The sequence below is a fragment of the Pseudomonas sp. 25 R 14 genome (genome assembly GCF_900004755.1).
GTDB classification, from domain to species: Bacteria; Pseudomonadota; Gammaproteobacteria; order Pseudomonadales; family Pseudomonadaceae; genus Aquipseudomonas; species Aquipseudomonas brenneri.
In genome coordinates this window covers 1,152-24,012 of the sequence record NZ_CVTS01000061.1, presented here as the reverse complement: position 1 = coordinate 24,012, position 22,861 = coordinate 1,152, and the positions used below count along the sequence as shown (strand labels likewise).

General features: G+C 57.1%; 9 protein-coding genes, 2 tRNA genes, 4 rRNA genes and 1 pseudogene. 9 read left to right on the top strand and 7 right to left on the bottom strand.

Annotated elements, in window-relative coordinates; genetic code table 11:
- Positions 1-167: 167 nt before the first annotated feature.
- The 7 genes from BFQ03_RS21355 to BFQ03_RS21325 all read left to right on the top strand — a co-directional run bounded on the left by BFQ03_RS21355 (position 168) and on the right by BFQ03_RS21325 (position 7,752).
- A 16S ribosomal RNA gene (locus tag BFQ03_RS21355) occupies positions 168-1,704 on the top strand.
- 81 nt (positions 1,705-1,785) lie between these two features.
- A tRNA-Ile gene (locus BFQ03_RS21350) sits at positions 1,786-1,862 on the top strand.
- A 30-nt stretch (positions 1,863-1,892) separates the two neighbouring features.
- Positions 1,893-1,968: transfer RNA gene (locus BFQ03_RS21345), tRNA-Ala, on the top strand.
- Positions 1,969-2,217: 249 nt separating this feature from the next.
- Positions 2,218-5,111 (top strand): 23S ribosomal RNA (locus BFQ03_RS21340).
- A 157-nt stretch (positions 5,112-5,268) separates the two neighbouring features.
- Positions 5,269-5,384 (top strand): 5S ribosomal RNA (gene rrf / locus BFQ03_RS21335).
- A 109-nt stretch (positions 5,385-5,493) separates the two neighbouring features.
- A 5S ribosomal RNA gene (rrf, locus tag BFQ03_RS21330) occupies positions 5,494-5,609 on the top strand.
- Together the 16S, 23S and 5S rRNA genes with 2 tRNA genes alongside form the textbook arrangement of a ribosomal RNA operon.
- Before the next feature lie 262 nt (positions 5,610-5,871).
- On the top strand, positions 5,872-7,752 hold the full coding sequence (locus BFQ03_RS21325) for a methyl-accepting chemotaxis protein (protein ID WP_032862685.1): 1,881 nt from the start codon (positions 5,872-5,874) through the stop codon (positions 7,750-7,752).
- 51 nt (positions 7,753-7,803) lie between these two features.
- Here BFQ03_RS21325 and BFQ03_RS21320 read toward each other — a convergent pair whose 3' ends face one another.
- The 5 genes from BFQ03_RS21320 to BFQ03_RS21300 all read right to left on the bottom strand — a co-directional run bounded on the left by BFQ03_RS21320 (position 7,804) and on the right by BFQ03_RS21300 (position 14,631).
- On the bottom strand, positions 7,804-8,265 hold the full coding sequence (locus BFQ03_RS21320; protein WP_065943982.1) for an SRPBCC family protein: 462 nt from the start codon (positions 8,263-8,265) through the stop codon (positions 7,804-7,806).
- Between the two features lie 22 nt (positions 8,266-8,287).
- Entirely contained in the window at positions 8,288-11,680 is a 3,393-nt protein-coding gene (locus tag BFQ03_RS21315; RefSeq protein ID WP_065943981.1) for an amino acid adenylation domain-containing protein, read from the bottom strand.
- Positions 11,677-12,624 (bottom strand): diiron oxygenase, encoded by a 948-nt coding sequence (locus BFQ03_RS21310; RefSeq protein WP_065943980.1) that lies wholly within the window; start codon positions 12,622-12,624, stop codon positions 11,677-11,679. Before BFQ03_RS21310 ends, BFQ03_RS21315 begins: the two co-directional genes overlap by 4 nt.
- Positions 12,621-13,376, bottom strand: coding sequence for a DUF3050 domain-containing protein (locus tag BFQ03_RS21305; protein ID WP_032862689.1), 756 nt, complete (start codon positions 13,374-13,376; stop codon positions 12,621-12,623). Before BFQ03_RS21305 ends, BFQ03_RS21310 begins: the two co-directional genes overlap by 4 nt.
- 544 nt (positions 13,377-13,920) lie before the next feature.
- Positions 13,921-14,631: a GntR family transcriptional regulator gene (locus BFQ03_RS21300; protein ID WP_032862691.1), complete on the bottom strand. Its 711-nt coding sequence runs from the start codon at positions 14,629-14,631 to the stop codon at positions 13,921-13,923.
- Positions 14,632-14,907: 276 nt separating this feature from the next.
- Between BFQ03_RS21300 and lapG the strand changes: the two genes are divergently transcribed.
- Entirely contained in the window at positions 14,908-15,606 is a 699-nt protein-coding gene (gene lapG / locus BFQ03_RS21295; RefSeq protein WP_032862692.1) for a cysteine protease LapG, read from the top strand.
- A gap of 8 nt (positions 15,607-15,614) precedes the next feature.
- The gene (gene lapD / locus BFQ03_RS21290) at positions 15,615-17,561 is read left to right on the top strand and encodes a cyclic di-GMP receptor LapD (RefSeq protein WP_032862693.1); all 1,947 of its coding nucleotides are present in this window, start codon (positions 15,615-15,617) and stop codon (positions 17,559-17,561) included.
- Positions 17,562-17,576: 15 nt separating this feature from the next.
- On the opposite strand, the gene BFQ03_RS21285 is transcribed toward lapD, so the two are convergent.
- Complete coding sequence (locus BFQ03_RS21285) at positions 17,577-17,915, bottom strand: hypothetical protein (RefSeq protein WP_032862694.1); 339 nt, start codon at positions 17,913-17,915, stop codon at positions 17,577-17,579.
- A gap of 159 nt (positions 17,916-18,074) precedes the next feature.
- Positions 18,075-22,861 (bottom strand): annotated as a pseudogene (locus tag BFQ03_RS30800) (LapA family giant adhesin); the annotation flags it as partial.

Below are 22,861 nucleotides of genomic sequence, written 5' to 3'. Positions count from 1 at the left end.
CCAACCGCTCTTTAACAACTGAATCAAGCAATTCGTGTGGGTGCTTGTGGAGTCAGACTGATAGTCAACAAGATTATCAGCATCACAAGTTACTCCGCGAGAAATCAAAGATGTAACCAACGATTGCTGAGCCAAGTTTAGGGTTTCTTAAAAACCCAAAGATGTTTGAACTGAAGAGTTTGATCATGGCTCAGATTGAACGCTGGCGGCAGGCCTAACACATGCAAGTCGAGCGGTAGAGAGAAGCTTGCTTCTCTTGAGAGCGGCGGACGGGTGAGTAATGCCTAGGAATCTGCCTGGTAGTGGGGGATAACGTTCGGAAACGGACGCTAATACCGCATACGTCCTACGGGAGAAAGCAGGGGACCTTCGGGCCTTGCGCTATCAGATGAGCCTAGGTCGGATTAGCTAGTTGGTGGGGTAATGGCTCACCAAGGCGACGATCCGTAACTGGTCTGAGAGGATGATCAGTCACACTGGAACTGAGACACGGTCCAGACTCCTACGGGAGGCAGCAGTGGGGAATATTGGACAATGGGCGAAAGCCTGATCCAGCCATGCCGCGTGTGTGAAGAAGGTCTTCGGATTGTAAAGCACTTTAAGTTGGGAGGAAGGGCAGTAAATTAATACTTTGCTGTTTTGACGTTACCGACAGAATAAGCACCGGCTAACTCTGTGCCAGCAGCCGCGGTAATACAGAGGGTGCAAGCGTTAATCGGAATTACTGGGCGTAAAGCGCGCGTAGGTGGTTAGTTAAGTTGGATGTGAAATCCCCGGGCTCAACCTGGGAACTGCATTCAAAACTGACTGACTAGAGTATGGTAGAGGGTGGTGGAATTTCCTGTGTAGCGGTGAAATGCGTAGATATAGGAAGGAACACCAGTGGCGAAGGCGACCACCTGGACTGATACTGACACTGAGGTGCGAAAGCGTGGGGAGCAAACAGGATTAGATACCCTGGTAGTCCACGCCGTAAACGATGTCAACTAGCCGTTGGGAGCCTTGAGCTCTTAGTGGCGCAGCTAACGCATTAAGTTGACCGCCTGGGGAGTACGGCCGCAAGGTTAAAACTCAAATGAATTGACGGGGGCCCGCACAAGCGGTGGAGCATGTGGTTTAATTCGAAGCAACGCGAAGAACCTTACCAGGCCTTGACATCCAATGAACTTTCTAGAGATAGATTGGTGCCTTCGGGAACATTGAGACAGGTGCTGCATGGCTGTCGTCAGCTCGTGTCGTGAGATGTTGGGTTAAGTCCCGTAACGAGCGCAACCCTTGTCCTTAGTTACCAGCACGTAATGGTGGGCACTCTAAGGAGACTGCCGGTGACAAACCGGAGGAAGGTGGGGATGACGTCAAGTCATCATGGCCCTTACGGCCTGGGCTACACACGTGCTACAATGGTCGGTACAGAGGGTTGCCAAGCCGCGAGGTGGAGCTAATCCCACAAAACCGATCGTAGTCCGGATCGCAGTCTGCAACTCGACTGCGTGAAGTCGGAATCGCTAGTAATCGCGAATCAGAATGTCGCGGTGAATACGTTCCCGGGCCTTGTACACACCGCCCGTCACACCATGGGAGTGGGTTGCACCAGAAGTAGCTAGTCTAACCTTCGGGAGGACGGTTACCACGGTGTGATTCATGACTGGGGTGAAGTCGTAACAAGGTAGCCGTAGGGGAACCTGCGGCTGGATCACCTCCTTAATCGACGACATCAGCTGCTCCATAAGTTCCCACACGAATTGCTTGATTCATTGAAGAAGACGAAAGAAGCAGCCCGAAATTGGGTCTGTAGCTCAGTTGGTTAGAGCGCACCCCTGATAAGGGTGAGGTCGGCAGTTCGAATCTGCCCAGACCCACCAATTTTGTGTGGGAAACGCCTGTAGAAATACGGGGCCATAGCTCAGCTGGGAGAGCGCCTGCCTTGCACGCAGGAGGTCAACGGTTCGATCCCGTTTGGCTCCACCACTACTGCTTCTGTTTGTATAAAGCTTAGAAATGAGCATTCCATCGTTGTGATGGTGAATGTTGATTTCTAGTCTTTGACTAGTTCGTTCTTTAAAAATTTGGGTATGTGATAGAAAGATAGACTGAACGTTACTTTCACTGGTAACGGATCAGGCTAAGGTAAAATTTGTGAGTTACTCAGTTTTGAGTATTATCGAATTTTCGGCGAATGTCGTCTTCACAGTATAACCAGATTGCTTGGGGTTATATGGTCAAGTGAAGAAGCGCATACGGTGGATGCCTTGGCAGTCAGAGGCGATGAAAGACGTGGTAGCCTGCGAAAAGCTTCGGGGAGTCGGCAAACAGACTTTGATCCGGAGATGTCTGAATGGGGGAACCCAGCCATCATAAGATGGTTATCTTACGCTGAATACATAGGCGTAAGAGGCGAACCAGGGGAACTGAAACATCTAAGTACCCTGAGGAAAAGAAATCAACCGAGATTCCCTTAGTAGTGGCGAGCGAACGGGGACTAGCCCTTAAGTGGCTTTGAGATTAGCGGAACGCTCTGGAAAGTGCGGCCATAGTGGGTGATAGCCCTGTACGCGAAAATCTCTTAGTCATGAAATCGAGTAGGACGGAGCACGAGAAACTTTGTCTGAATATGGGGGGACCATCCTCCAAGGCTAAATACTACTGACTGACCGATAGTGAACTAGTACCGTGAGGGAAAGGCGAAAAGAACCCCGGAGAGGGGAGTGAAATAGATCCTGAAACCGTATGCGTACAAGCAGTGGGAGCCCACTTTGTTGGGTGACTGCGTACCTTTTGTATAATGGGTCAGCGACTTATTTTCAGTGGCGAGCTTAACCGAATAGGGGAGGCGTAGCGAAAGCGAGTCTTAATAGGGCGTCTAGTCGCTGGGAATAGACCCGAAACCGGGCGATCTATCCATGGGCAGGTTGAAGGTTGGGTAACACTAACTGGAGGACCGAACCGACTACCGTTGAAAAGTTAGCGGATGACCTGTGGATCGGAGTGAAAGGCTAATCAAGCTCGGAGATAGCTGGTTCTCCTCGAAAGCTATTTAGGTAGCGCCTCATGTATCACTGTAGGGGGTAGAGCACTGTTTCGGCTAGGGGGTCATCCCGACTTACCAAACCGATGCAAACTCCGAATACCTACAAGTGCCGAGCATGGGAGACACACGGCGGGTGCTAACGTCCGTCGTGAAAAGGGAAACAACCCAGACCGTCAGCTAAGGTCCCAAAGTTATGGTTAAGTGGGAAACGATGTGGGAAGGCTTAGACAGCTAGGAGGTTGGCTTAGAAGCAGCCACCCTTTAAAGAAAGCGTAATAGCTCACTAGTCGAGTCGGCCTGCGCGGAAGATGTAACGGGGCTCAAACCATACACCGAAGCTACGGGTATCATCTTCGGATGATGCGGTAGAGGAGCGTTCTGTAAGCCTGTGAAGGTGAGTTGAGAAGCTTGCTGGAGGTATCAGAAGTGCGAATGCTGACATGAGTAACGACAATGGGTGTGAAAAACACCCACGCCGAAAGACCAAGGTTTCCTGCGCAACGTTAATCGACGCAGGGTTAGTCGGTCCCTAAGGCGAGGCTGAAAAGCGTAGTCGATGGAAAACAGGTTAATATTCCTGTACTTCTGGTTATTGCGATGGAGGGACGGAGAAGGCTAGGCCAGCTTGGCGTTGGTTGTCCAAGTTTAAGGTGGTAGGCTGGAATCTTAGGTAAATCCGGGATTCTAAGGCCGAGAGCTGATGACGAGTTACTCTTTGAGTGACGAAGTGGTTGATGCCATGCTTCCAAGAAAAGCTTCTAAGCTTCAGGTAACCAGGAACCGTACCCCAAACCGACACAGGTGGTTGGGTAGAGAATACCAAGGCGCTTGAGAGAACTCGGGTGAAGGAACTAGGCAAAATGGCACCGTAACTTCGGGAGAAGGTGCGCCGGTGAGGGTGAAGGACTTGCTCCGTAAGCTCATGCCGGTCGAAGATACCAGGCCGCTGCGACTGTTTATTAAAAACACAGCACTCTGCAAACACGAAAGTGGACGTATAGGGTGTGACGCCTGCCCGGTGCCGGAAGGTTAATTGATGGGGTTAGCTAACGCGAAGCTCTTGATCGAAGCCCCGGTAAACGGCGGCCGTAACTATAACGGTCCTAAGGTAGCGAAATTCCTTGTCGGGTAAGTTCCGACCTGCACGAATGGCGTAACGATGGCGGCGCTGTCTCCACCCGAGACTCAGTGAAATTGAAATCGCTGTGAAGATGCAGTGTATCCGCGGCTAGACGGAAAGACCCCGTGAACCTTTACTATAGCTTTGCACTGGACTTTGAATTTGCTTGTGTAGGATAGGTGGGAGGCTTTGAAGCGTGGACGCCAGTTCGCGTGGAGCCAACCTTGAAATACCACCCTGGCAACTTTGAGGTTCTAACTCAGGTCCGTTATCCGGATCGAGGACAGTGTATGGTGGGTAGTTTGACTGGGGCGGTCTCCTCCTAAAGAGTAACGGAGGAGTACGAAGGTGCGCTCAGACCGGTCGGAAATCGGTCGTAGAGTATAAAGGCAAAAGCGCGCTTGACTGCGAGACAGACACGTCGAGCAGGTACGAAAGTAGGTCTTAGTGATCCGGTGGTTCTGTATGGAAGGGCCATCGCTCAACGGATAAAAGGTACTCCGGGGATAACAGGCTGATACCGCCCAAGAGTTCATATCGACGGCGGTGTTTGGCACCTCGATGTCGGCTCATCACATCCTGGGGCTGAAGCCGGTCCCAAGGGTATGGCTGTTCGCCATTTAAAGTGGTACGCGAGCTGGGTTTAGAACGTCGTGAGACAGTTCGGTCCCTATCTGCCGTGGACGTTTGAGATTTGAGAGGGGCTGCTCCTAGTACGAGAGGACCGGAGTGGACGAACCTCTGGTGTTCCGGTTGTCACGCCAGTGGCATTGCCGGGTAGCTATGTTCGGAATAGATAACCGCTGAAAGCATCTAAGCGGGAAACTAGCCTCAAGATGAGATCTCACTGGAACCTTGAGTTCCCTGAAGGGCCGTCGAAGACTACGACGTTGATAGGTTGGGTGTGTAAGCGCTGTGAGGCGTTGAGCTAACCAATACTAATTGCCCGTGAGGCTTGACCATATAACACCCAAGCAATTTGACTACTCGAAAGAGCATCAGATTGCGGTGTGTGAAGACGAAATGAACCGAAAGTTCGATTCTCACAAAACACCGAATTCTATTACATACCCAATTTGCTGAAGCGAGGCCAACTGGTCACGACTCAGTACCCGAATTTCTTGACGACCATAGAGCATTGGAACCACCTGATCCCATCCCGAACTCAGCAGTGAAACGATGCATCGCCGATGGTAGTGTGGGGTTTCCCCATGTGAGAGTAGGTCATCGTCAAGATTAAATTCCAGAACCCCTGTTTGCTTACGCAGACAGGGGTTTTGTTTATGTAGAAGTCCATGAATTTCACCGGGCCGTTGCTAGCGCAACGCTCTGGTACACAGAATTTCTTGACGACCATAGAGCATTGGAACCACCTGATCCCATCCCGAACTCAGCAGTGAAACGATGCATCGCCGATGGTAGTGTGGGGTTTCCCCATGTGAGAGTAGGTCATCGTCAAGATCAAATTCCTAAACCCCCGTCTGCTAACGCAGGCGGGGGTTTTGTCGTTTTGGGGCCTAAGTGTTCTAGCCTGACCGCCTGTCGATTTCATACATAAAAAGAAGATGTATCCCACAAATTTCTAAGATTTATCCAGTCTCGGCCGAAAGCCTGATGAGCCATGCGTGCACCGAAATAGAGCGGTCGTAGAGTCCGCCTATACCGTACATGGAAAGTTGCATTCGGCACGCTCACCCCCTTTTGGCAAAAAGAAGTCGATGAAATGAATCTCAAGTTCAGTCATAAAATTCTGTTGGCCGCGTCAGGCGTCGTGGTTTTGGCCTTCGCGCTCTTCACGTTGTACAACGACTACCTGCAGCGCAATACCATCAAGCAAAACCTGGAGTCATCCATCCAGCAGTCAGGTGACCTGACTGCCAGCAGCGTGCAGAACTGGCTCAGTGGTCGGGTGCTGGTCCTGGAAAACCTTGCGCAGAACGTTGCTCACCAAGGCAGCAATGCCGACCTTCCCGGTCTGGTTGATCAGCCGGCATTCACCTCGAACTTTCAGTTCACCTATGTCGGTTCAACCAACGGCGTCTTCACTCAGCGCCCTGACGCGAAAATGCCTGACGGCTACGATCCACGTCAGCGCCCCTGGTACAAGCAGGCTGTTGCTGCCGACAAACCCATGCTGACGCCGCCTTATAAGGCCGCCGTCGGCGGTTTGATCGTCACCATCGCGATGCCGGTCAAGAAGAATGGTGAACTGCTCGGTGTGGTCGGTGGCGACTTGAGCCTACAAACCCTGGTGAAGATCATCAACTCGGTAGACTTCGGTGGCATTGGCCATGCATTCCTGGTCAGTGGCGACGGGCAGGTGATCGTCAGTCCCGACCAGGACCACGTGATGAAAAACCTCAAGGACATCTATCCAGGCAGCAACGTCCGTATTGAGAAGGTTAATCAGGACGTCGTCCTCAATGGCCAGGACCGTATTCTGTCCTTTACCCCGATCAGCGACTTGCCGGGCGCTGACTGGTACATAGGCCTGTCGATCGACAAAGACAAAGCCTACGCACCCCTGAGTAAATTCCGCACCTCCGCTTTGATCGCGATGTTCATTGCCGTCACAGCGATTGCCGTGTTGCTGAGCTTGTTGATTCAGGTGCTGATGCGTCCCCTGACAACTATGGGCCGTGCGATGCAGGACATTGCCCAGGGTGAGGGCGACCTGACCCGCCGCCTGGCTGTGGAAAGCAAAGATGAGTTTGGCGAGCTGGGTGGCGCGTTCAACCAGTTTGTCGAACGCATTCATGCCTCCATCAGTGAAGTGTCTTCAGCAACGAGGCATGTGCACGATCTTTCCCAGCGAGTGATGGCATCGTCCAACGCCTCGATTATCGGCTCTGACGAGCAGAGCGCCCGTACCAACAGCGTTGCTGCGGCCATTAACGAACTGGGTGCCGCCACCCAGGAAATCGCCCGTAACGCCGCTGACGCCTCGCAACACGCCAGTGGCGCCAGTGAGCAAGCCGATGACGGTCGTCAAGTGGTGGAGAAAACCATCCTGGCGATGTCCGAGCTGTCGCAGAAGATCAGCCTGTCCTGCACGCAGATCGAAACGCTGAATGCCAGTACCGATAACATCGGCCACATTCTTGATGTGATCAAGGGCATCTCCCAGCAAACCAACCTGCTGGCCCTCAACGCCGCGATTGAGGCTGCCCGTGCCGGTGAAGCCGGCCGTGGTTTTGCCGTAGTGGCCGACGAAGTCCGCAACCTGGCGCACCGTACCCAGGAGTCGGCGGAGGAGATTCACAAGATGATCACCTCGCTGCAGATCGGTTCACGCGAAGCGGTCACCACGATGAACGCCAGCCAGGTGTCCAGCGAAGAAAGTGTTGAGGTCGCCAACCAGGCGGGTGAACGCTTGATCAGCGTGACTCAGCGAATCGTCGAGATTGATGGCATGAACCAGTCGGTGGCGGCAGCCACTGAGGAACAGACTGCCGTGGTGGAGACGCTCAATGTTGATATCAACCAGATCAACCTGTTGAACCAGCAAGGTGTGGCCAATCTCAACGAGACCTTGAAAGACTGTGATGCGCTGTCACAACAAGCCAATCGCTTGAAGCAACTGGTCGACAGTTTCAAGATCTGATCAGCCTGCGGTAAACATGGCGTAGTGCAGCAATGCACTGCGCCATTTTTTTCAGCCAAGCAACCGACGCACGTTATCCAGTGCACTGTCGGCGAACCCCTGGATGAACTGTTCAAATCCCTCTTTATCGCCGGCATCAAGAGGCTCGGCGATGATGGTCCAGGTCGCACGCGCCAGGTTCTCCCCAAGCGACTCGACGCTCATCGCCGCCCACAGCCGGGCCACGCCCAAGGTGTTATAGATCGTGGTCCAGGTCATGTGCATCGCCAGCGCATCGTAACTGTTGAGCTGTTCCACGACGATATTGCCATCGTGGAAGCGTTTTTTACGTAGCGATCCCACACCGCTGCCCGTCATTGTGATGCGTGCCAGGGCAGGAATAAACGCGTCAAACCCCTCGAATCGACCTACGACCCGCCACAGGTTGGCGGCGCTGCCGGCAGTCACCACTGATGACACCAGCGGCTTGCCTTGGGGGTTTTTGATCAACGTATCGGGTTGTAGCTGTCTCATAAGTTTTTCCTGGTGGCGGGGCTCACAGAAAGCCGATGGCGTTGAGGTACTGGCATCCTCTGCGTAACAACGCGGGTTCTTTTTCGGGATACTGCGCACCCATCTGCTCGACGCCATGGCGTGCGTTCTCATGGCGAATCATTGAAATGTCGCCAATATCCTCTCCCTGCCCATTGAGGTAGAACCCGAGCACTCCGAAAAGGGCATTCTCGCGACCCACTTCGCGCAGATGGTGTTGCCAATCCGCTACGCTCACCAACTCGAACGCATGACCTGCCTGGCGAAACGACTCCACGTAGGTTTCCCACCTCAAAGGCTGCGGATTGTGCAGGTTGAAGACGCTGCGTTCGGCAACGCAGTTGCCACTGTGGAAGGCAATGAAACGCGCCAGGAAATCCACCGGCATCAGATCGAAGTTCAATCCCAGGCGTGGCACCCGGCCCAACTGCAGCGAGCCCTTGAGCATCAGCATCAAGCGGTTTTTGTGCGGTTGGCAGACGCCGTTGCGGCTATTGAAACTGATGTTCCCGGGTCGATAGATATTGATCCAGGCGCCTTGCCCGGCGGCACGCCCCAAGAGTCGCTCAGCCACCCATTTGGACAGGTTGTAGCCGTTCTTGATGTAGAGCGGCGGCGTGCTTGCCGCAGGTGCTTCAAGCACTTGCCCGTCAGGCCCGACGCTGCTTGACGCGGATAATGTGGACACGAAATTGAGCACTTTCTTGCAATGGGTTTCACACAGGCGCAGGCATTCAAGCACCGGCTCCACGTTGTCCTGGGCCAGCGATGCATAGTCCATGACGTGATTGACGTGGGCCGCGCTATGTACCAGCACCCCATACTGGCGGGCGAGGTGCTCATAGACCTGTGCTTGCAGCCCCATGCGAGGTTGGCGCAGGTCGGCCGTGTACACACGCACGCGGCTCAGGTCCAGGTGTTCCAGGCGGTATTCGCGCAAGGCTTCGGTGAACCGTGCAATGGCCGATTGCCTAGGATTTTCGCGCACCAGGCAAGCCACTTCTGTCGCCCCGGCCACCAGCAGGGCTTCGACGATATGGATGCCCAGGAAGCTGTTGGCGCCCGTCACGATAGCCTTGTGGCGATCACCGGCATGCTCCCCCGACAACAGCGCAATATCCAGCGTACGTAGTGCATCGCTTAGCGCCCGATCGGTGGGCGCGGTACCTGGCGCGCTATCGCCCATCAACGCCGCAAGCGTCTGCACCGTTGGCGCTTCGATAAATCGATTGAGGGGCAGGCTGCGCCCGTACAGCTCACGAATCCGCAGGAGCATGGTTGACAGCAGGATAGAGTGGCCGCCGAGATGGAAAAAACTGTCATCAGTCGAGATCTCGTTGACTGGCAACCCCAGCAGCTCACTCCACAGGCCCAGCAATTGCACTTCCACTGGCGTATTGGGCCGCCGTTGAGGGCTGTCCGAGACGGCGGCTTGAACCGCCAGCGCCAGCAAGGCCTGGCGGTCAACCTTGCCATTGCTGCCATAGGGCAGGCTCGCCAGCTCCTTGCACACGGTCGGCTGCATATAGTCCGGCAGCATCTTCCTGGCATGTTGCTTGAGCGCTGCCACGGCGGTGCCTGAATAGTTTGGATCAGCGCTGGCCACGAACGCGAGGACTCTGCGATCGCAGTCAATCACCACCGCCACCTGGCGAAATAGCTGGCTGGCGCGCAGACACTGCTCGATTTCCCGGGGCTCGACCCGAAAGCCACGGATCTTCACCTGCTGGTCCTGGCGCCCGACCAGCTCGATGCCCTCTACAGTCCATTTCGCCAGGTCTCCCGTACGATAGGCGCGCAAGGCCTGGCCGTCAGGCAGCACAAGGTGCACAAAATACTTGGCCGTCTGTTGTGGCTGGTTCACATAACCAAGGCTTACCCCGGGGCCGACAATGTACAGCTCGCCGACCACCTGATCCTCGACCGGTCGGTGCTGCTCGTCGAGGATCAGCACCTGGCTGTTGGCGATTGGCTTACCGAGGTTGAGATTGCTGTCGTCAGCCCGCATCCGGCGGCTGCTGACCAGCACTGTGGCCTCCGTCGGGCCATACAGGTTGTGCAAGGCGCATTGCCCGGCCATCTGCTGGATAACATGGGGTTCACAGAGGTCGCCACCGGTCACCAAGTGCTTCAAGCCCAGCGGTCGATCCATCGGGAGCAGGCTTAACAGTACCGGCGGTAGGAATGCGTGAGAGACACGCTGTTGCCGGATCAACTCAACCAACTGATGAGGGTCGCGACGCTGTTCTTCACTGGGAACAATCAGAGTCGCGCCCTGGCTCAGGGCCGGAAAGAGATCGATCAGTGAAGAATCAAAACTCAACGATGAAAATTGCAGTACGCGGCTGCATTCACGCAGTTCCACATACTGGCTGTACCACGCAGAGAAATGAGCCAGGTTATGCTGGCTGAGCAACACTCCCTTGGGCTGGCCGGTGGTGCCCGAGGTGTACAACACCATGCTGGCGCTGTCAGCGGAGGGCGAAGTGAGCGTCAGGGGGGCGTTGTCGTCGATGTGCTGGCTGTCTATGTGGCTGACATCCACAGCCATGAAGTTCGCGCGCAAGGGATGTTGACCATCATCGAGCAACACCAGGGCGCCGGCATTCTCCAGCATGGCTCGCTGGCGCGGCAGTGGGTGGCCCGGTTCCAGCGGCAGATACACCGCGCCGCAGCCCAGGGTCGCCAGAATGCTGGCGTACAACCCGACAGACTTGCCCAGGCAGATACCGACCACAGGCGCCTGCCCAGCCCCGAGCAACGGCCGCAGCACCTGCGCAATGGCCAGGCTGTGCCGCAACAAGTGGCGATAGCTCAGGGTGTGGCCATCGATCTCCAGGGCCGGCCTGTCGGCAAAGACCCGCAAGCTTTGCTCCAGTTGCTTGATCAGCGGCGTGCGAGCTTTTTGCATCAGCAGCGGTTCATCAGTTCGGTTCAGGCGATGCAGGTATGCCAGTCCCTCCAGGCCTAGCAGGCTCTGCTCTGGATGTATGGAAGCACTCGCGTGCTGTGTGAAATGGCCAGGGTTGCGCGAGAAACCACTGACTTGCAGCGCTACCCATTCGGCCAGGCGTGCCACGGCCTGGCGCCGAAGCTGTTGACCGTTGCCGCAGGAGGGCGGTGTCACGTCCAGCACGGCCAGCAGTTGTTGTGCACGGTCATAGCAGCGTATTTGCAGGACCGGCAGCCCCCTGTCACTCAAGGGCCCGATGGACAGGCGCAGGCTCATCACGGCCATGCCGGCCAGGTTCTGTGTGACGGGCTGGCTGCCGTCTTCAATCAACAGGTCGATTGCCGGTGCCTGCGCGGCGAGATCATGGCCAAAGGGCGCCAGTGCCAGCCCCAGTTCATGCAAGGCCGGGCTGGTTCCGACCAGCGTAATGCCGAGGCGTCTCATGACGGGCTCCCGGATGCAGGCAGATAGGCGTTTAACGCTTGGGCGACACACGGTGTTTGCAGCAGCCCACTGCGGCGCAGCAACCCCATGATGTTACTGATCAGCGGGTGCTGATGGGTGATGGGGAAGTCCAAGGCGTTGACCTCGACCCGCAGTGCTGCGCGGGCATGGGGACTGATATCCAGATGCTCGATCAATCGCAGGTCGAAGTCCCTTTGCAGGTCATTGGTCAAATAGTGTTGCAGGAAGATCGGCAGGACCCGGGCGATACAGTGGCGGTCTTCTTCGCTTGCCGTTTGCCAGTAGAGTCGCACCAGGCAGGTCCAAAAGTTGGCGTGGCGCCCCTCGTCAGCCAGATGGTCGGCCATCAACCCCCTTACCGATTGTTTGACGCTGTCATCCTTGGCAAACGCCGCCACGTCATGGGTGACCGTGTTCTCGGCAATCGCCACGCAAATCAGCTCTACGGCATCCTGTAGATGCGCCGGCGCTTGTGCCTGCGCGATGGGTATGGCGCGGCTCAATTCGATAGTCGCCGGCAGTTCCAGCGGTGCGATACCGGTCTGCTCCAGCGTTTGCTGCATGAAGTCCAGGGCGACGAGGGCGTGGTAGTCCTCATCGACCACCACGGTCATGGCGTCGTAGCGGCAGGCGGCAGGGAAGGGGATTGAACAGCGATTCTTGGCGATGCCCCGTGCGGTTTTATCAACGATCTCGGTTTCAAAGATCACCACGTCGTGGATGAACTTGTAGAACGTCTGCACCAGGACAAAATCGCGCCACTGTGGGCAATGTTCGAGAAAACTCGCACTGAGTACCAACGGTTGGCGACACAGGGGATAGATCAGCTTGTCGTCATTTTCCAGCAGGCGTCGCGGACGCGTGCGGATGGTCGCTCGATGCTCCCAGTCGGTCGCGAACGGGCGGTAGTCGGCAGCGTTCACAGGCTCACCTCCTGGCGCAGGCCGTCCCACAAGGCAATGCGGCTCTCTACGGCGCTCAGGGCCGCGCTCCAGGCCTGTTCTTCGCGCAGGGGGTCCGACTGGGTCAACCGCCTAAGCAGGCGCTCTGCGGCCGGCTCGTGGCCCTGGGCGTCCAACTCGATGTGTCGCTGTAGGTAGTAGCACAAGCTGGGGGCTTGCCGGTGGGCAACGTTGCTGCCTTCCAGGATGCGTTTGAACATCGTCGGGATGACACTTTCGCGGCCATGCAGGAAGGTTGCGGCGACACAATGGATCGGTGCGTTCAAGGCAACGTCCAGGGTGTGCCGGACAAAGCGCTCTACCGCAGGATCAATCGTGACCTGTGCCAAGGCGCTATCGACGCTTGCCCCCTCTCGCTGCAACGCAATGAAACGTTCGATGGGGAGGGTGCTGGCTCCCACCTCGCGCATGGCGTCCAGATACAGTTCGAAGTGGCTGCTGTGCCCAGTGTCCAGGCGCTGGTCTGATTCTTCGTCCAGGACAATTTCGTTGATTAATCGCGCGGCCTGCGGGTCTGTCGGCGGCAGCCAGGGCAGGCGCATGCAGGTCAGGTCCTGTTGTAGGCGTTTGGTCAGCGTCATGAAGTCCCAAACGGCGAAAACATGGTTTTGCATAAAGTGTTGTAACTGAGGGAAAGAATTGATCTCTAGAAAAATAGGATGTTCATGTAGTTGCAATTTTTTATGTCTAATTAGTTCTTGTAGTTGAAACATGGTTAATGCCCATAAGTCGTTGTGTCGACTCAAATGAAAAGGTTGTTTAGAACCAAGTGCATGTTGCTGGCGAGGGCTTTGTTGCCCGATCGTGAGGCTCTTGCGTCTGGCTTGGTTACCTGGCAAGCAACAAATAGTGACAAAGCACGCTAGTCTTGTTGGCGCGCGCGTTGTCCACAGTTATGCCCAGGCCTGTGTCCACGCTTTCGACTGAAGTGCCAAGCCCCATTAAAGAGTAATCACTTGGTTAAGTGTTCAGATATTTTCTGAGTTATATAAGGTTTTTCTACGGGGAGGGAAATGCTGTAGTTGAACTTTCTGTTCGAAGTAGGAACTTTCCTTGTTGTTTGCGAGTTTAAATAAGTGGACTTAACGGGCAGGGTTTGATTCGCTGTTGCTTTGCAACGCTGGCGGTTTCCTGTCGGTCAATCTCGGGTCTGTTGGCGCAACCGTCCAGGAGGGGACGGCGGGTACGGAGCGGCTTTGGACATATGCGGCGCCTGGTGATCCAGGCCGCGCACGGGGCGGCCAAGGTCGGGAGAAGTCACCGCGGCCCTTTATCGTTGTCCTGTTCAATGCTGTTGAGGTAATGCGTGATCACTTCCATCCCGCGCATCAGGTGATTGCGCAGCGTCAGTACACTCTGCTCGACCTTTTTTTGTGCGACCAGGCTCAGCAGTTCGCGGTGGTCTTCCTGGGAGGTTTCGCCCAGCCCCATGGCTTCAAGGTTGAACCGCAGGAAACGTTCCTCCTCGTTCAGCCCATGTTCCACCAGGTTTAACAGCCGCTGGTTGGGTGCCTTGCCATACAGCGTCATATGAAACAGGCGGTTGAGCCGGCCGATTTCGGTGTAGTCGGTTTCGCGCTCAAGGGTGTCGATCAAGGCGCCCGCCTGTTCGATATCGTTCTCGCTGAGCAACGGGATCGCTAAACGCAGTGCCTCTGATTCCAGGAGAATGCGCAGGGCGTAGGTCTCCGCGGAGTTATCTTCAATCAGCGGGGCAACCACGGCACCCTTATGGGTTACAACATGCAGCAGCGACTGTGCCTCCAGTTGGCGCAGCGCCTCGCGCACCGGCATCCGGCTGACCCCGAACAGGCTGGCCAGCTCTTGCTGGCGCATGGCGGTGCCGCAAGGCAGACGGCCATCCAGTATGGCGTTGCGCAATGTTTCTTCGATAACGGAGCGAGCGAGGTGAGCGGGAATGGGCCCACTGATCTTGATGCTGCTCAAAGGGTTCGGCTTGTGCGTCACGACTACGCTATCCTCCTTTCTTGTTGGAATGGGTTATGGCTAATTGGATCCAAAGAACACTAGAGATTGCATGCAGGCTTGTCAAACAGGCAAGGTTTCCCTTTGTAAGCGACTCAACAGCGCGGTATTTCATCGCACATTATGGCTTGCGGGCGTCTTACAAGGCGCAATGGTTTAGCTGAGTGGGCGCTGAGTGATTGCACTGTGCCATTGTCTTTTGCCGATCGACCCTTCACCATCGATTGATTCTCCGTCTCTTTCTACGGACTGAAGCCATTGGCGGTACGTTTTACTCCCTCGCGGATCCTGTGCTGGCTGTTTTCAGCGCTGCTGCTGGCTGGCTTATTGCCCGGCGGGCTGCATGCCGATTGGGATTTTTCCCAGATCAGCCGGCGCGCCACGGGGCTCTATGGGCCGCTGGGTGCAGGACAGCAACGTATCGACGACTGGCAGCAGTTGCTGGCGACACAGAAACAAGGCAGTGAGCTGGAGCAGCTCAAGGTGGTCAACCTGTTCTTCAACAAGCGGGTGCGCTATGTCGAGGATATCGACTTGTGGAACCAGGTCGATTACTGGGAAACGCCCATCGAAGCCCTGTGGAAAGGCGCCGGCGATTGTGAAGACTATGCCATCGCCAAGTATTTCAGCCTACGCCGCCTGGGCGTCTCCAGCGACAAATTGCGCATTACCTACGTCAAGGCGTTGCGGCAGAATCGTGCCCACATGGTCTTGACCTATTATTCGACGCCAGAGGCCATGCCGCTGGTGCTCGACAGCCTGATCGACGAAATCCAGCCCGCCAGCCAACGGACCGACTTGCTGCCGGTCTACTCCTTCAACGCCGAAGGCTTGTACCTGCCGGGCGCCAAGGGCAACAAGAAGGTCGGCGACACCAAACGCCTGTCGCGCTGGCAGGATGTGCTGAAGAAAATGCGTGCGGAAGGCTTCCCCGCCGAGCCGGCCAACGAGGAGTAACTGTTCAGATGTCACTGTTCAAACAGCTGTTGATTGCTATCTGTCTGTTCCTGGTGGTCGCCTTCAGCGGCAGCTTCATGGTCAGCCTGGAAAGCTCGCGTACCCAGTACGTGAACCAGCTGCGCTCCCATGCGCAGGATGCGGCGACGGCCCTGGCGTTGTCCCTGACACCCAATATCGACGACCCGGCGATGGTCGAGTTGCTGGTCAGCTCGATCTTCGACAGCGGCTATTACGCGAGCATCCGCGTGGTCGACGTGACCAATGACCAGGTCATCGTCGAGCGCAGCGGTGTCCCCGACAACAACGGCGTGCCCAACTGGTTCGTCAAGTTGATCGGCCTTGAGCCGGCCGGTGGCGACGCTCTGGTCAGCCGTGGCTGGGAACAGGCGGCGCGGGTCGAGGTGGTCAGCCATCCGATGTTTGCCCTGGCCAAGCTGTGGCAGAGCGCCCTGGGCAGCCTCGGCTGGCTGCTGTTGTGTGGCGCGGTAAGTGCCGTGCTGGGCGCGCTGTTGCTGCGCCGGCAACTGAAGCCATTGGACTACATGGTCAAGCAGTCTCACGCCATTGCCCGCCGCGAGTTCCTGAGCCTGCCGGATCTGCCGCGCACCCCGGAACTGCGCCGGGTGGTGCAGGCGATGAACCAGATGGTGGAAAAGCTCAAGGCCCTGTTCCAGGAACAGGCCGAGCGCAGTGAAAAGCTGCGGGTGGAGTCCTATCAGGACAACCTCACGGGCCTGGCCAATCGACGCTATTTCGAGATGCAGCTCAACGCGCGGGTCAGCAACCCTGAGGAAACCAACTCGGGTTACTTGCTGGTGCTGCGGGTCAAGGACCTGGCCGGTCTCAACCAACGGCTGGGCGGCCAGCGCACCGACCAGTTGCTGCAGGCAGTCGGCGAACAACTGCTGCGCCAGTGCGAGCCGTATCCGGAAACCCACAACCTGGTCACGCGCATCCGCGGCGGCGAATTTGCGGTGCTGGCGCCGGGGTTGATGCGTGAAGAGGCGTTGCAGCTGGCGCAGAACCTGGAAAGTACCTTGCAAAGCCTGCAAGCCACTGGGGCCAGCGATGTGTCGCCGGTTGCCTGTATAGGCCTGGCCCCATTCAATCATGGTGATTCTCCCCAGGCACTGCTGACTCTGGCCGACCAGGCGCTGGCCCAGGCCGAAACCCAGGGCGATGTCAGTTGGGTGTGCCTGGACCACAGCGCAGCCGCCAGTGTTGGCGACGATCATCACGCCTGGCACTCACTGCTCGACCAGGCGCTGAGCCAGCAGCGCTTTGAACTGTATTTCCAGCCGGTAGTGGCCAGCCAGGATCCGCAACTGATCCTGCATTACAAAGTGCTCTCGCGCCTGGTGGACGGCCAGGGCCACACCATCCCGGCCGGGCGCTTCCTGCCTTGGCTTGAACGGTTTGGCTGGTCGGCGCGCCTGGACCGGTTGATGCTGGAGCTGGTGCTCAAGCAGATGGCCAGCCACGAGCATTCGCTGGCCCTGAACCTGTCGGCGGCCACGCTGGCAGACCCGCAGGCCCTGAATCGCGTGTTCGATCTGCTGCGCCAGCACGCCAACCTGGGCCCGCGCCTGACCCTGGAGATCGGTGAAGAGCAACTACCTGAGCAAGCCGTGCTGGAGCAGTTGACCCAGCGCCTGCGCGAGCTGAACTTCTCCCTCAGCCTGCAACGCTTTGGCGGGCGCTTCAGCATGATCGGCAACCTGGCGCGCCTGGGCCTGGCCTACCTGAAGATCGATGGCAGCTACATCCGCGACATCGATCAGGAAAGCGACAAGCGCCTGTTCATCGAAGCCATCCAGCGCGCAGCCCACAGCATCGACTTGCCGCTGATTGCCGAGCGGGTCGAAACCGAGGGTGAATTGAAGGTGATTCGTGAGATGGGGATTTTCGGCGTGCAGGGCCAATTGTTTGGTGAACCGGCGCCCTGGCGCTGAGGCCGTGGGCCGGCCTCAGATCAGGCCGGTCTCATCATCATTGATCAGGTGGCTCAGGCCACCCAGTGCTTCCCGCGCGTGGCTGCGGTCTTTCAACTTGGCTTGTGCGGCGACCGGCAGGTCAGTCAGGTTGATCACACCTTTGTGGATCAGTACCTGAATCAAGTCTTCCAGCACCCGGATCATCTCCGAGTCACTGTGCTTGAGCTGCTTGAGGCTCACCTCCGCTTCTTCATTGGCGAACCAGGCCTGGATCTCATGATGGTCCGCTGGCAGGGTCCCGGTCGACTCGGCGAAGGCAACCGCCTCGGCGCGAATCAGCTCACCCTGTGCATCACGTTGCACGTAGAACATTGAACATCCCTCATGAGAAGAACTGACGACAGCCTGTCAGAGCATAGGCCAACGGCGCGCGATTGGGCGTGAGTATGCCGTGCAATCGCGACCCCATGCCAGTGAACGGTGGCCGCAAATGAATCGGCCGCCTCAAGAGGCGGCCGATTCAGGGTTGCTTTAGGTGTGATCGACCTTGATGGTCGGGTCGGCACCGGTGATCAGCGAGTTGATCGACTGACCGGACCAGTTGTTACCTTCCAGCTTGATCGTCACATCCGCGTTGGCCAGGCCACCGGCGGCGTTGAGCTTGCCTTCGGAACTGATCTGCAGCGTGGTCACGTTATCCACCGTGGTCAACTTCAGGAAGTTGTCGATGGTGCCGTCGGTTTCGCCCTTGAGCAGGTCGCGCAGGTCGATACGGTCGCCTTCCGATGCCTTGAAGTCCTTGATCACATCGTTGCCGGTGTCGCCCGCTCTCCAGACAAAGGTATCGGCACCCGTGCCGCCGATCAGGATGTCATTGCCCTGGCCGCCGATGAGCGTGTCGTTACCGGTACCGCCCAACAGAATGTCGTTGCCCTTGCCGCCGTCCAGGTAGTCGTTGCCGCCCTGGCCGAACAGGATGTCATCACCCGAGCCACCCAGCAGGGTGTCATTGCCGTCCTTGGCACCCGAGGTGTTGAACTCGTTGTAGTGCTCGGTGATGTACTTGTGCACATCCTGGCCGGTGACTGCAGACACCGCTACGCCGCTTTTCCCAGCCACGTAGGTCTGGATGGCGTTGTAGCCTTCGCCGGTAACACCCGTGAAGGTCACCAGGTCGCCAAACAGGATATCGTTGCCGTCACCCCCATCGACACGGTCGGCACCCGGCAGGGTGGCCTCGCTGCTACCGAGGATAGCGTTGGCCAGGTCCTTCGGATCGATGTTGGCTTGTGGCTTGTTATCGCTGTCGTACGGTTTCAACTGATCCAGGCTGACGCCACTGTTGAGGCCGATGGCTTCGACACCGCCGGTGGACAGGCCCTTGAGCAGTGCGAATGCGCTATTGGAGTTAGTGGTGGTGGTGGTGTCGGTATAGTTGCCATAACCGTCACGCACCGACAGCTCAAAAGTGCCATCCCCTTGGGCGTGGATGACTCCCGGGTTGTACTGCGACCAGCCCCCGTTGTTGATCCAGAGCGTCATTTTCCCGACAGCATCAATATCAATCAGGTGAGTCGAGTCGATAGTGATCCGGGTGGCGGTGCCTAAGGTGTAGTTGTTCATGTTGACGACATCATCCAGCTTGACGTTGCCGTACAAGGTCGGGTTGCCCTGCTCGCTGCGTTGGTAATACGTCGGCTGGCCATCGGTGATGAAGTACGTTGTGTTGATTGCGCCAGTGTTGCTGGTCGCCTTGGCACTGTTGAAGAAGTTGGATGCGGCCTTGAACACGTCTTCGTAGTTGGTCCCGCCTTCAGACACCATCGAGTCCAGGACTTTCTGCAGGGCAGCCAGGGCACCTGGGTCTTTCAGGTTGACCGTAGCGGTCTGGTTGACTTGGGTATCGAAGTCCGCCAGGAAAATATTCACGATGCCAGAGGTACTGGAGCCGATGCTGTCTTTCAGCGAGTTGAACACGGTGGTCAGCGAGGCTTTCGCCGCCGCCACCGAGTCCGCACCCATACTGCCCGACGTATCGATCATGAACGCGATGTTGTAGTTCTTGCCCTGCACCACGTTCAGGCCCGAAACGTCCGCCACGATGATGTCGTTGCCACTGGTGCCCATGACGTTGTCATCGCCCGAAGTCGCCGTGCTCCCGCTATAGGTTGCCGGGTACACCTTGACCGGCAGGTTGGCAACGGTTGTGGCCGAGCCGCCGAGGCTTTCGGTGGAGGTCGAGGTCACGGTCAGGTTGTACTGGCCGCTGGTGTAAGGCAGTGGCTTGAGGCTCAAATTATTGAGGTCCCAGCCGGTGACATTGACTTCGGTCAGGCCATTGGTCGCCGTGAAGGTATGCCCGGCACCGTCGCTGAGCACTGCGCCCACCGGGATGCTACCAATCTTCACGCTCAGGGTTTCCGAACCGTCGGTATCGGTCAGGCCGGTGGTGACCTTGGTCAGCTTGACCGTGCCGTTTTCCAGCCCTTCGTTGAGCTTGTACGCATCGTAGTAGCCCTGGCCGTTGGTGCCGTGCAGGTCAGACACCTGGGCACCTGCGTTGATCAGGTCATTGACCCCGGTGTAGATCGGGATGTTGGTATTGCTCAGGTTAGTGACCGGACCACCGTTGACCGACAGGTTGACGTCATAGCTGCCGGCGCCCGCCTGGTTGGCATGGTAGATATCAATGCTGTAGTAGCCATTGCTGGTCGGCGTGAACGTACCGCTGAACTGGCCGGAGTTCGAGCCCCAGGTGCCGCTGGCCACGTCTTTGCCGCCGATGTTGACCAGGATGCTGTCATCGCCATAACCGCTGAAGGTATAAGTCTTGCCGGCTTCCAGGTAGATCAGGCCGGAGGTCTTCGACCCGGCGCCGCCCGGTACGTCTGCAGTTGACGTGACGTCGGTGGCAATCGTCGTGCTGTTTGGCGTGCCTGCTTTGTCGATCGCATTTTTCAGCACGGTCGCCGAGGCGCCGTTGCCGTTGGTACCCAGGTTCGCAATGCTGTTCCAGCTCTGCTTGGTCAGGCCGATCGAGGCGATGTTGTTGTCGGCAACGCTCAAGGTTGGCGCATCCGCAACCGGCGTGATGTCGACTTTCACAGTAGTGCTGGTGCCCAGGTCCTTGCCATCGGTTGGCTGGAACTTGAACTGTGCATAATCAGCCTGCTTGTTGCCCACACCGGTGCCGCCGTAGCCGTCGGCCCCGGATTCGTTGGCGTTTGGCGTGAAGCGCAACTGGCCACCGTCGATCTGCGCCTTGGTGAAGGTCTGGCCGGCGCTCACGTTGGTCCAGGTGGTGCCATCCGCTGCGAGGAACTGCAGCTTGCCGGCAACTGGCAGCTCGGTGATTTTCACCCCGAGGCTGGTCTGAGGGGAATCCACATCGGTGACCCCAAAGTTAGCCCAGGTCAGCTTCAGCGGCGTGTCTTCGGTACCGGTAACGGCACTGCCAGTGGCAACCGGTGCGTCGTTGACTGCCGTTACGTTGACTGTGGTGGTCGCCACGTTCGAGTAGTTGCCACCGTCGGTCACGGTCACGGTGATGGTCCGTGGCGTGGTGCTCGGGTTGTCGCTGCTGTTGCTGAACGTGATGTTCTTGATCTGCTGCATGTAGTCAGCCAGCGACGCCGTGCCAGTCAAGGTCAGGGTGATCTTGCCGGTGACAGGGTCTGTGACCGAAGTCACGGTGATACCGGTGACGTTGCTGTAGCCCAACGAATCGTTCGGCTGAGTATTAGTCAGCACCACCGTGGCGCCAGTCAGCTGGGTGCTGTCCGGGTCGGTGATCTTGATGTCGGTGTCAGCAATCGACACGCTATTGCCGCCTTCGGTGAACGTGGTCTTGAAGTCGTTCCCGGTGGCGCCGCTGGAGTTGTTGGCATCCAGATCGATAACCGGTGGTGCATCGTTATCGATGATCGAGGTTTCGACTTTACCGTTGGTGGGGCTGACCACCAGGTTCTCGAAGTTGCCGCCGGAAGTGCCAGAGATGCTGATCTCGAACTTCTCCGTAGGCTCGGTCAGCTTGTCGTCGATAGTCTTGATATCGAACGTCGCGGTGCTTTGGCCGGCCGGAATCTTCACGGTGTATACGCCGGTGAAGTCTGAACCGTCCTGGGCCACGCCTTTGTACGAGAGGGTCACCGTGACTTCGGTTTCCGCCGGTTGGGTCAGGTTCAACGTGTAGTGAGCGGTCTGGCCTTCGGTAACCGAGGCGTCGCCCGCGATACTGATCACGGTGTTGCTCGTCACGTCCGTTACCTTGGTGACCACTGGCGTGCCGACCGGGATCAGGTTTTCATATTTGTCGCCACCGCTGACCACGTTGGTGATCTTGGCGGAAATATCCTTGGCACCGACGTAGAAGTCATTCGGCGCGGTGAAGTTGGCAGTACCGTTGGTCTTGCCATTGCCGATGGTAATGCTCAAGTTGTTATCCAACTTGATCACCAGGTCGGAACCCACGTTGGTCACGGCCACGCCGTTCTTGTCCACGAGGCTGGCGGTGTAGACGATCTGGCCACCTTCGGCGACGCTGGTAGTGGCGGTCAGTACGACCTTCACATCGTCGATGGTGTCGTTGATCTGCGTCGTCGCGCCATCGCCCGTCACCACGAGCTTCTCGAAGTTGCCACCAGCGGTGCCGGTGATCTGGACCGTCTGGGTGCTCTTATCGATGAACACGTCATCGCCTGGAGCATCAACCGTCACGGTACCGACCGTTTCACCGGCCTTGATGGTGATGGTTTGTTTGTTGTCGAGGGTCAGGGTGACGTCGGTGTCAGCCTTGTTGCTCAAGGTGGCGGTGTAGATGATTTTTCCACCTTCGTTGACGGCGCTAGGCGCAGTCAGAGTGACGGTGGTGGTGTTATCGGTGCCCGGTGTGTCAGTCACGATAGTGGTGACTGTGTCGGTACCTGGGACCAGATTTTCGAAATGCTCGCCGCCAGTTACTTCCTTGATGCCGGTCGTAACGGTTTGGTCGCCTTTGTACACGTCATCCGGTGCTACAGCCGAAACAGTACCGCTCGACTGGTTCACGCCGATGGTGATGGTCTGGTTGTTATCCAGGGTCACCGTCAGTGGGCCAGTGGTGTTGGTGACTGGCTTGCCATCCTTGTCGACCAGGGTCGCGGTGTAGACGATCTCGCCGCCTTCACCCACGGTTTTGGTGGCCGTCAGGACTACATCAACCTTGTCGATGGTGTCGTTGATGGTGGTCGTTGCGCCGTTACCGGCCACTTCCAATTTCTCGAAGTTGCCGCCATCGGTCCCGGTGATCTGGACGGTCTGGGTGCTCTTGTCGATGAACA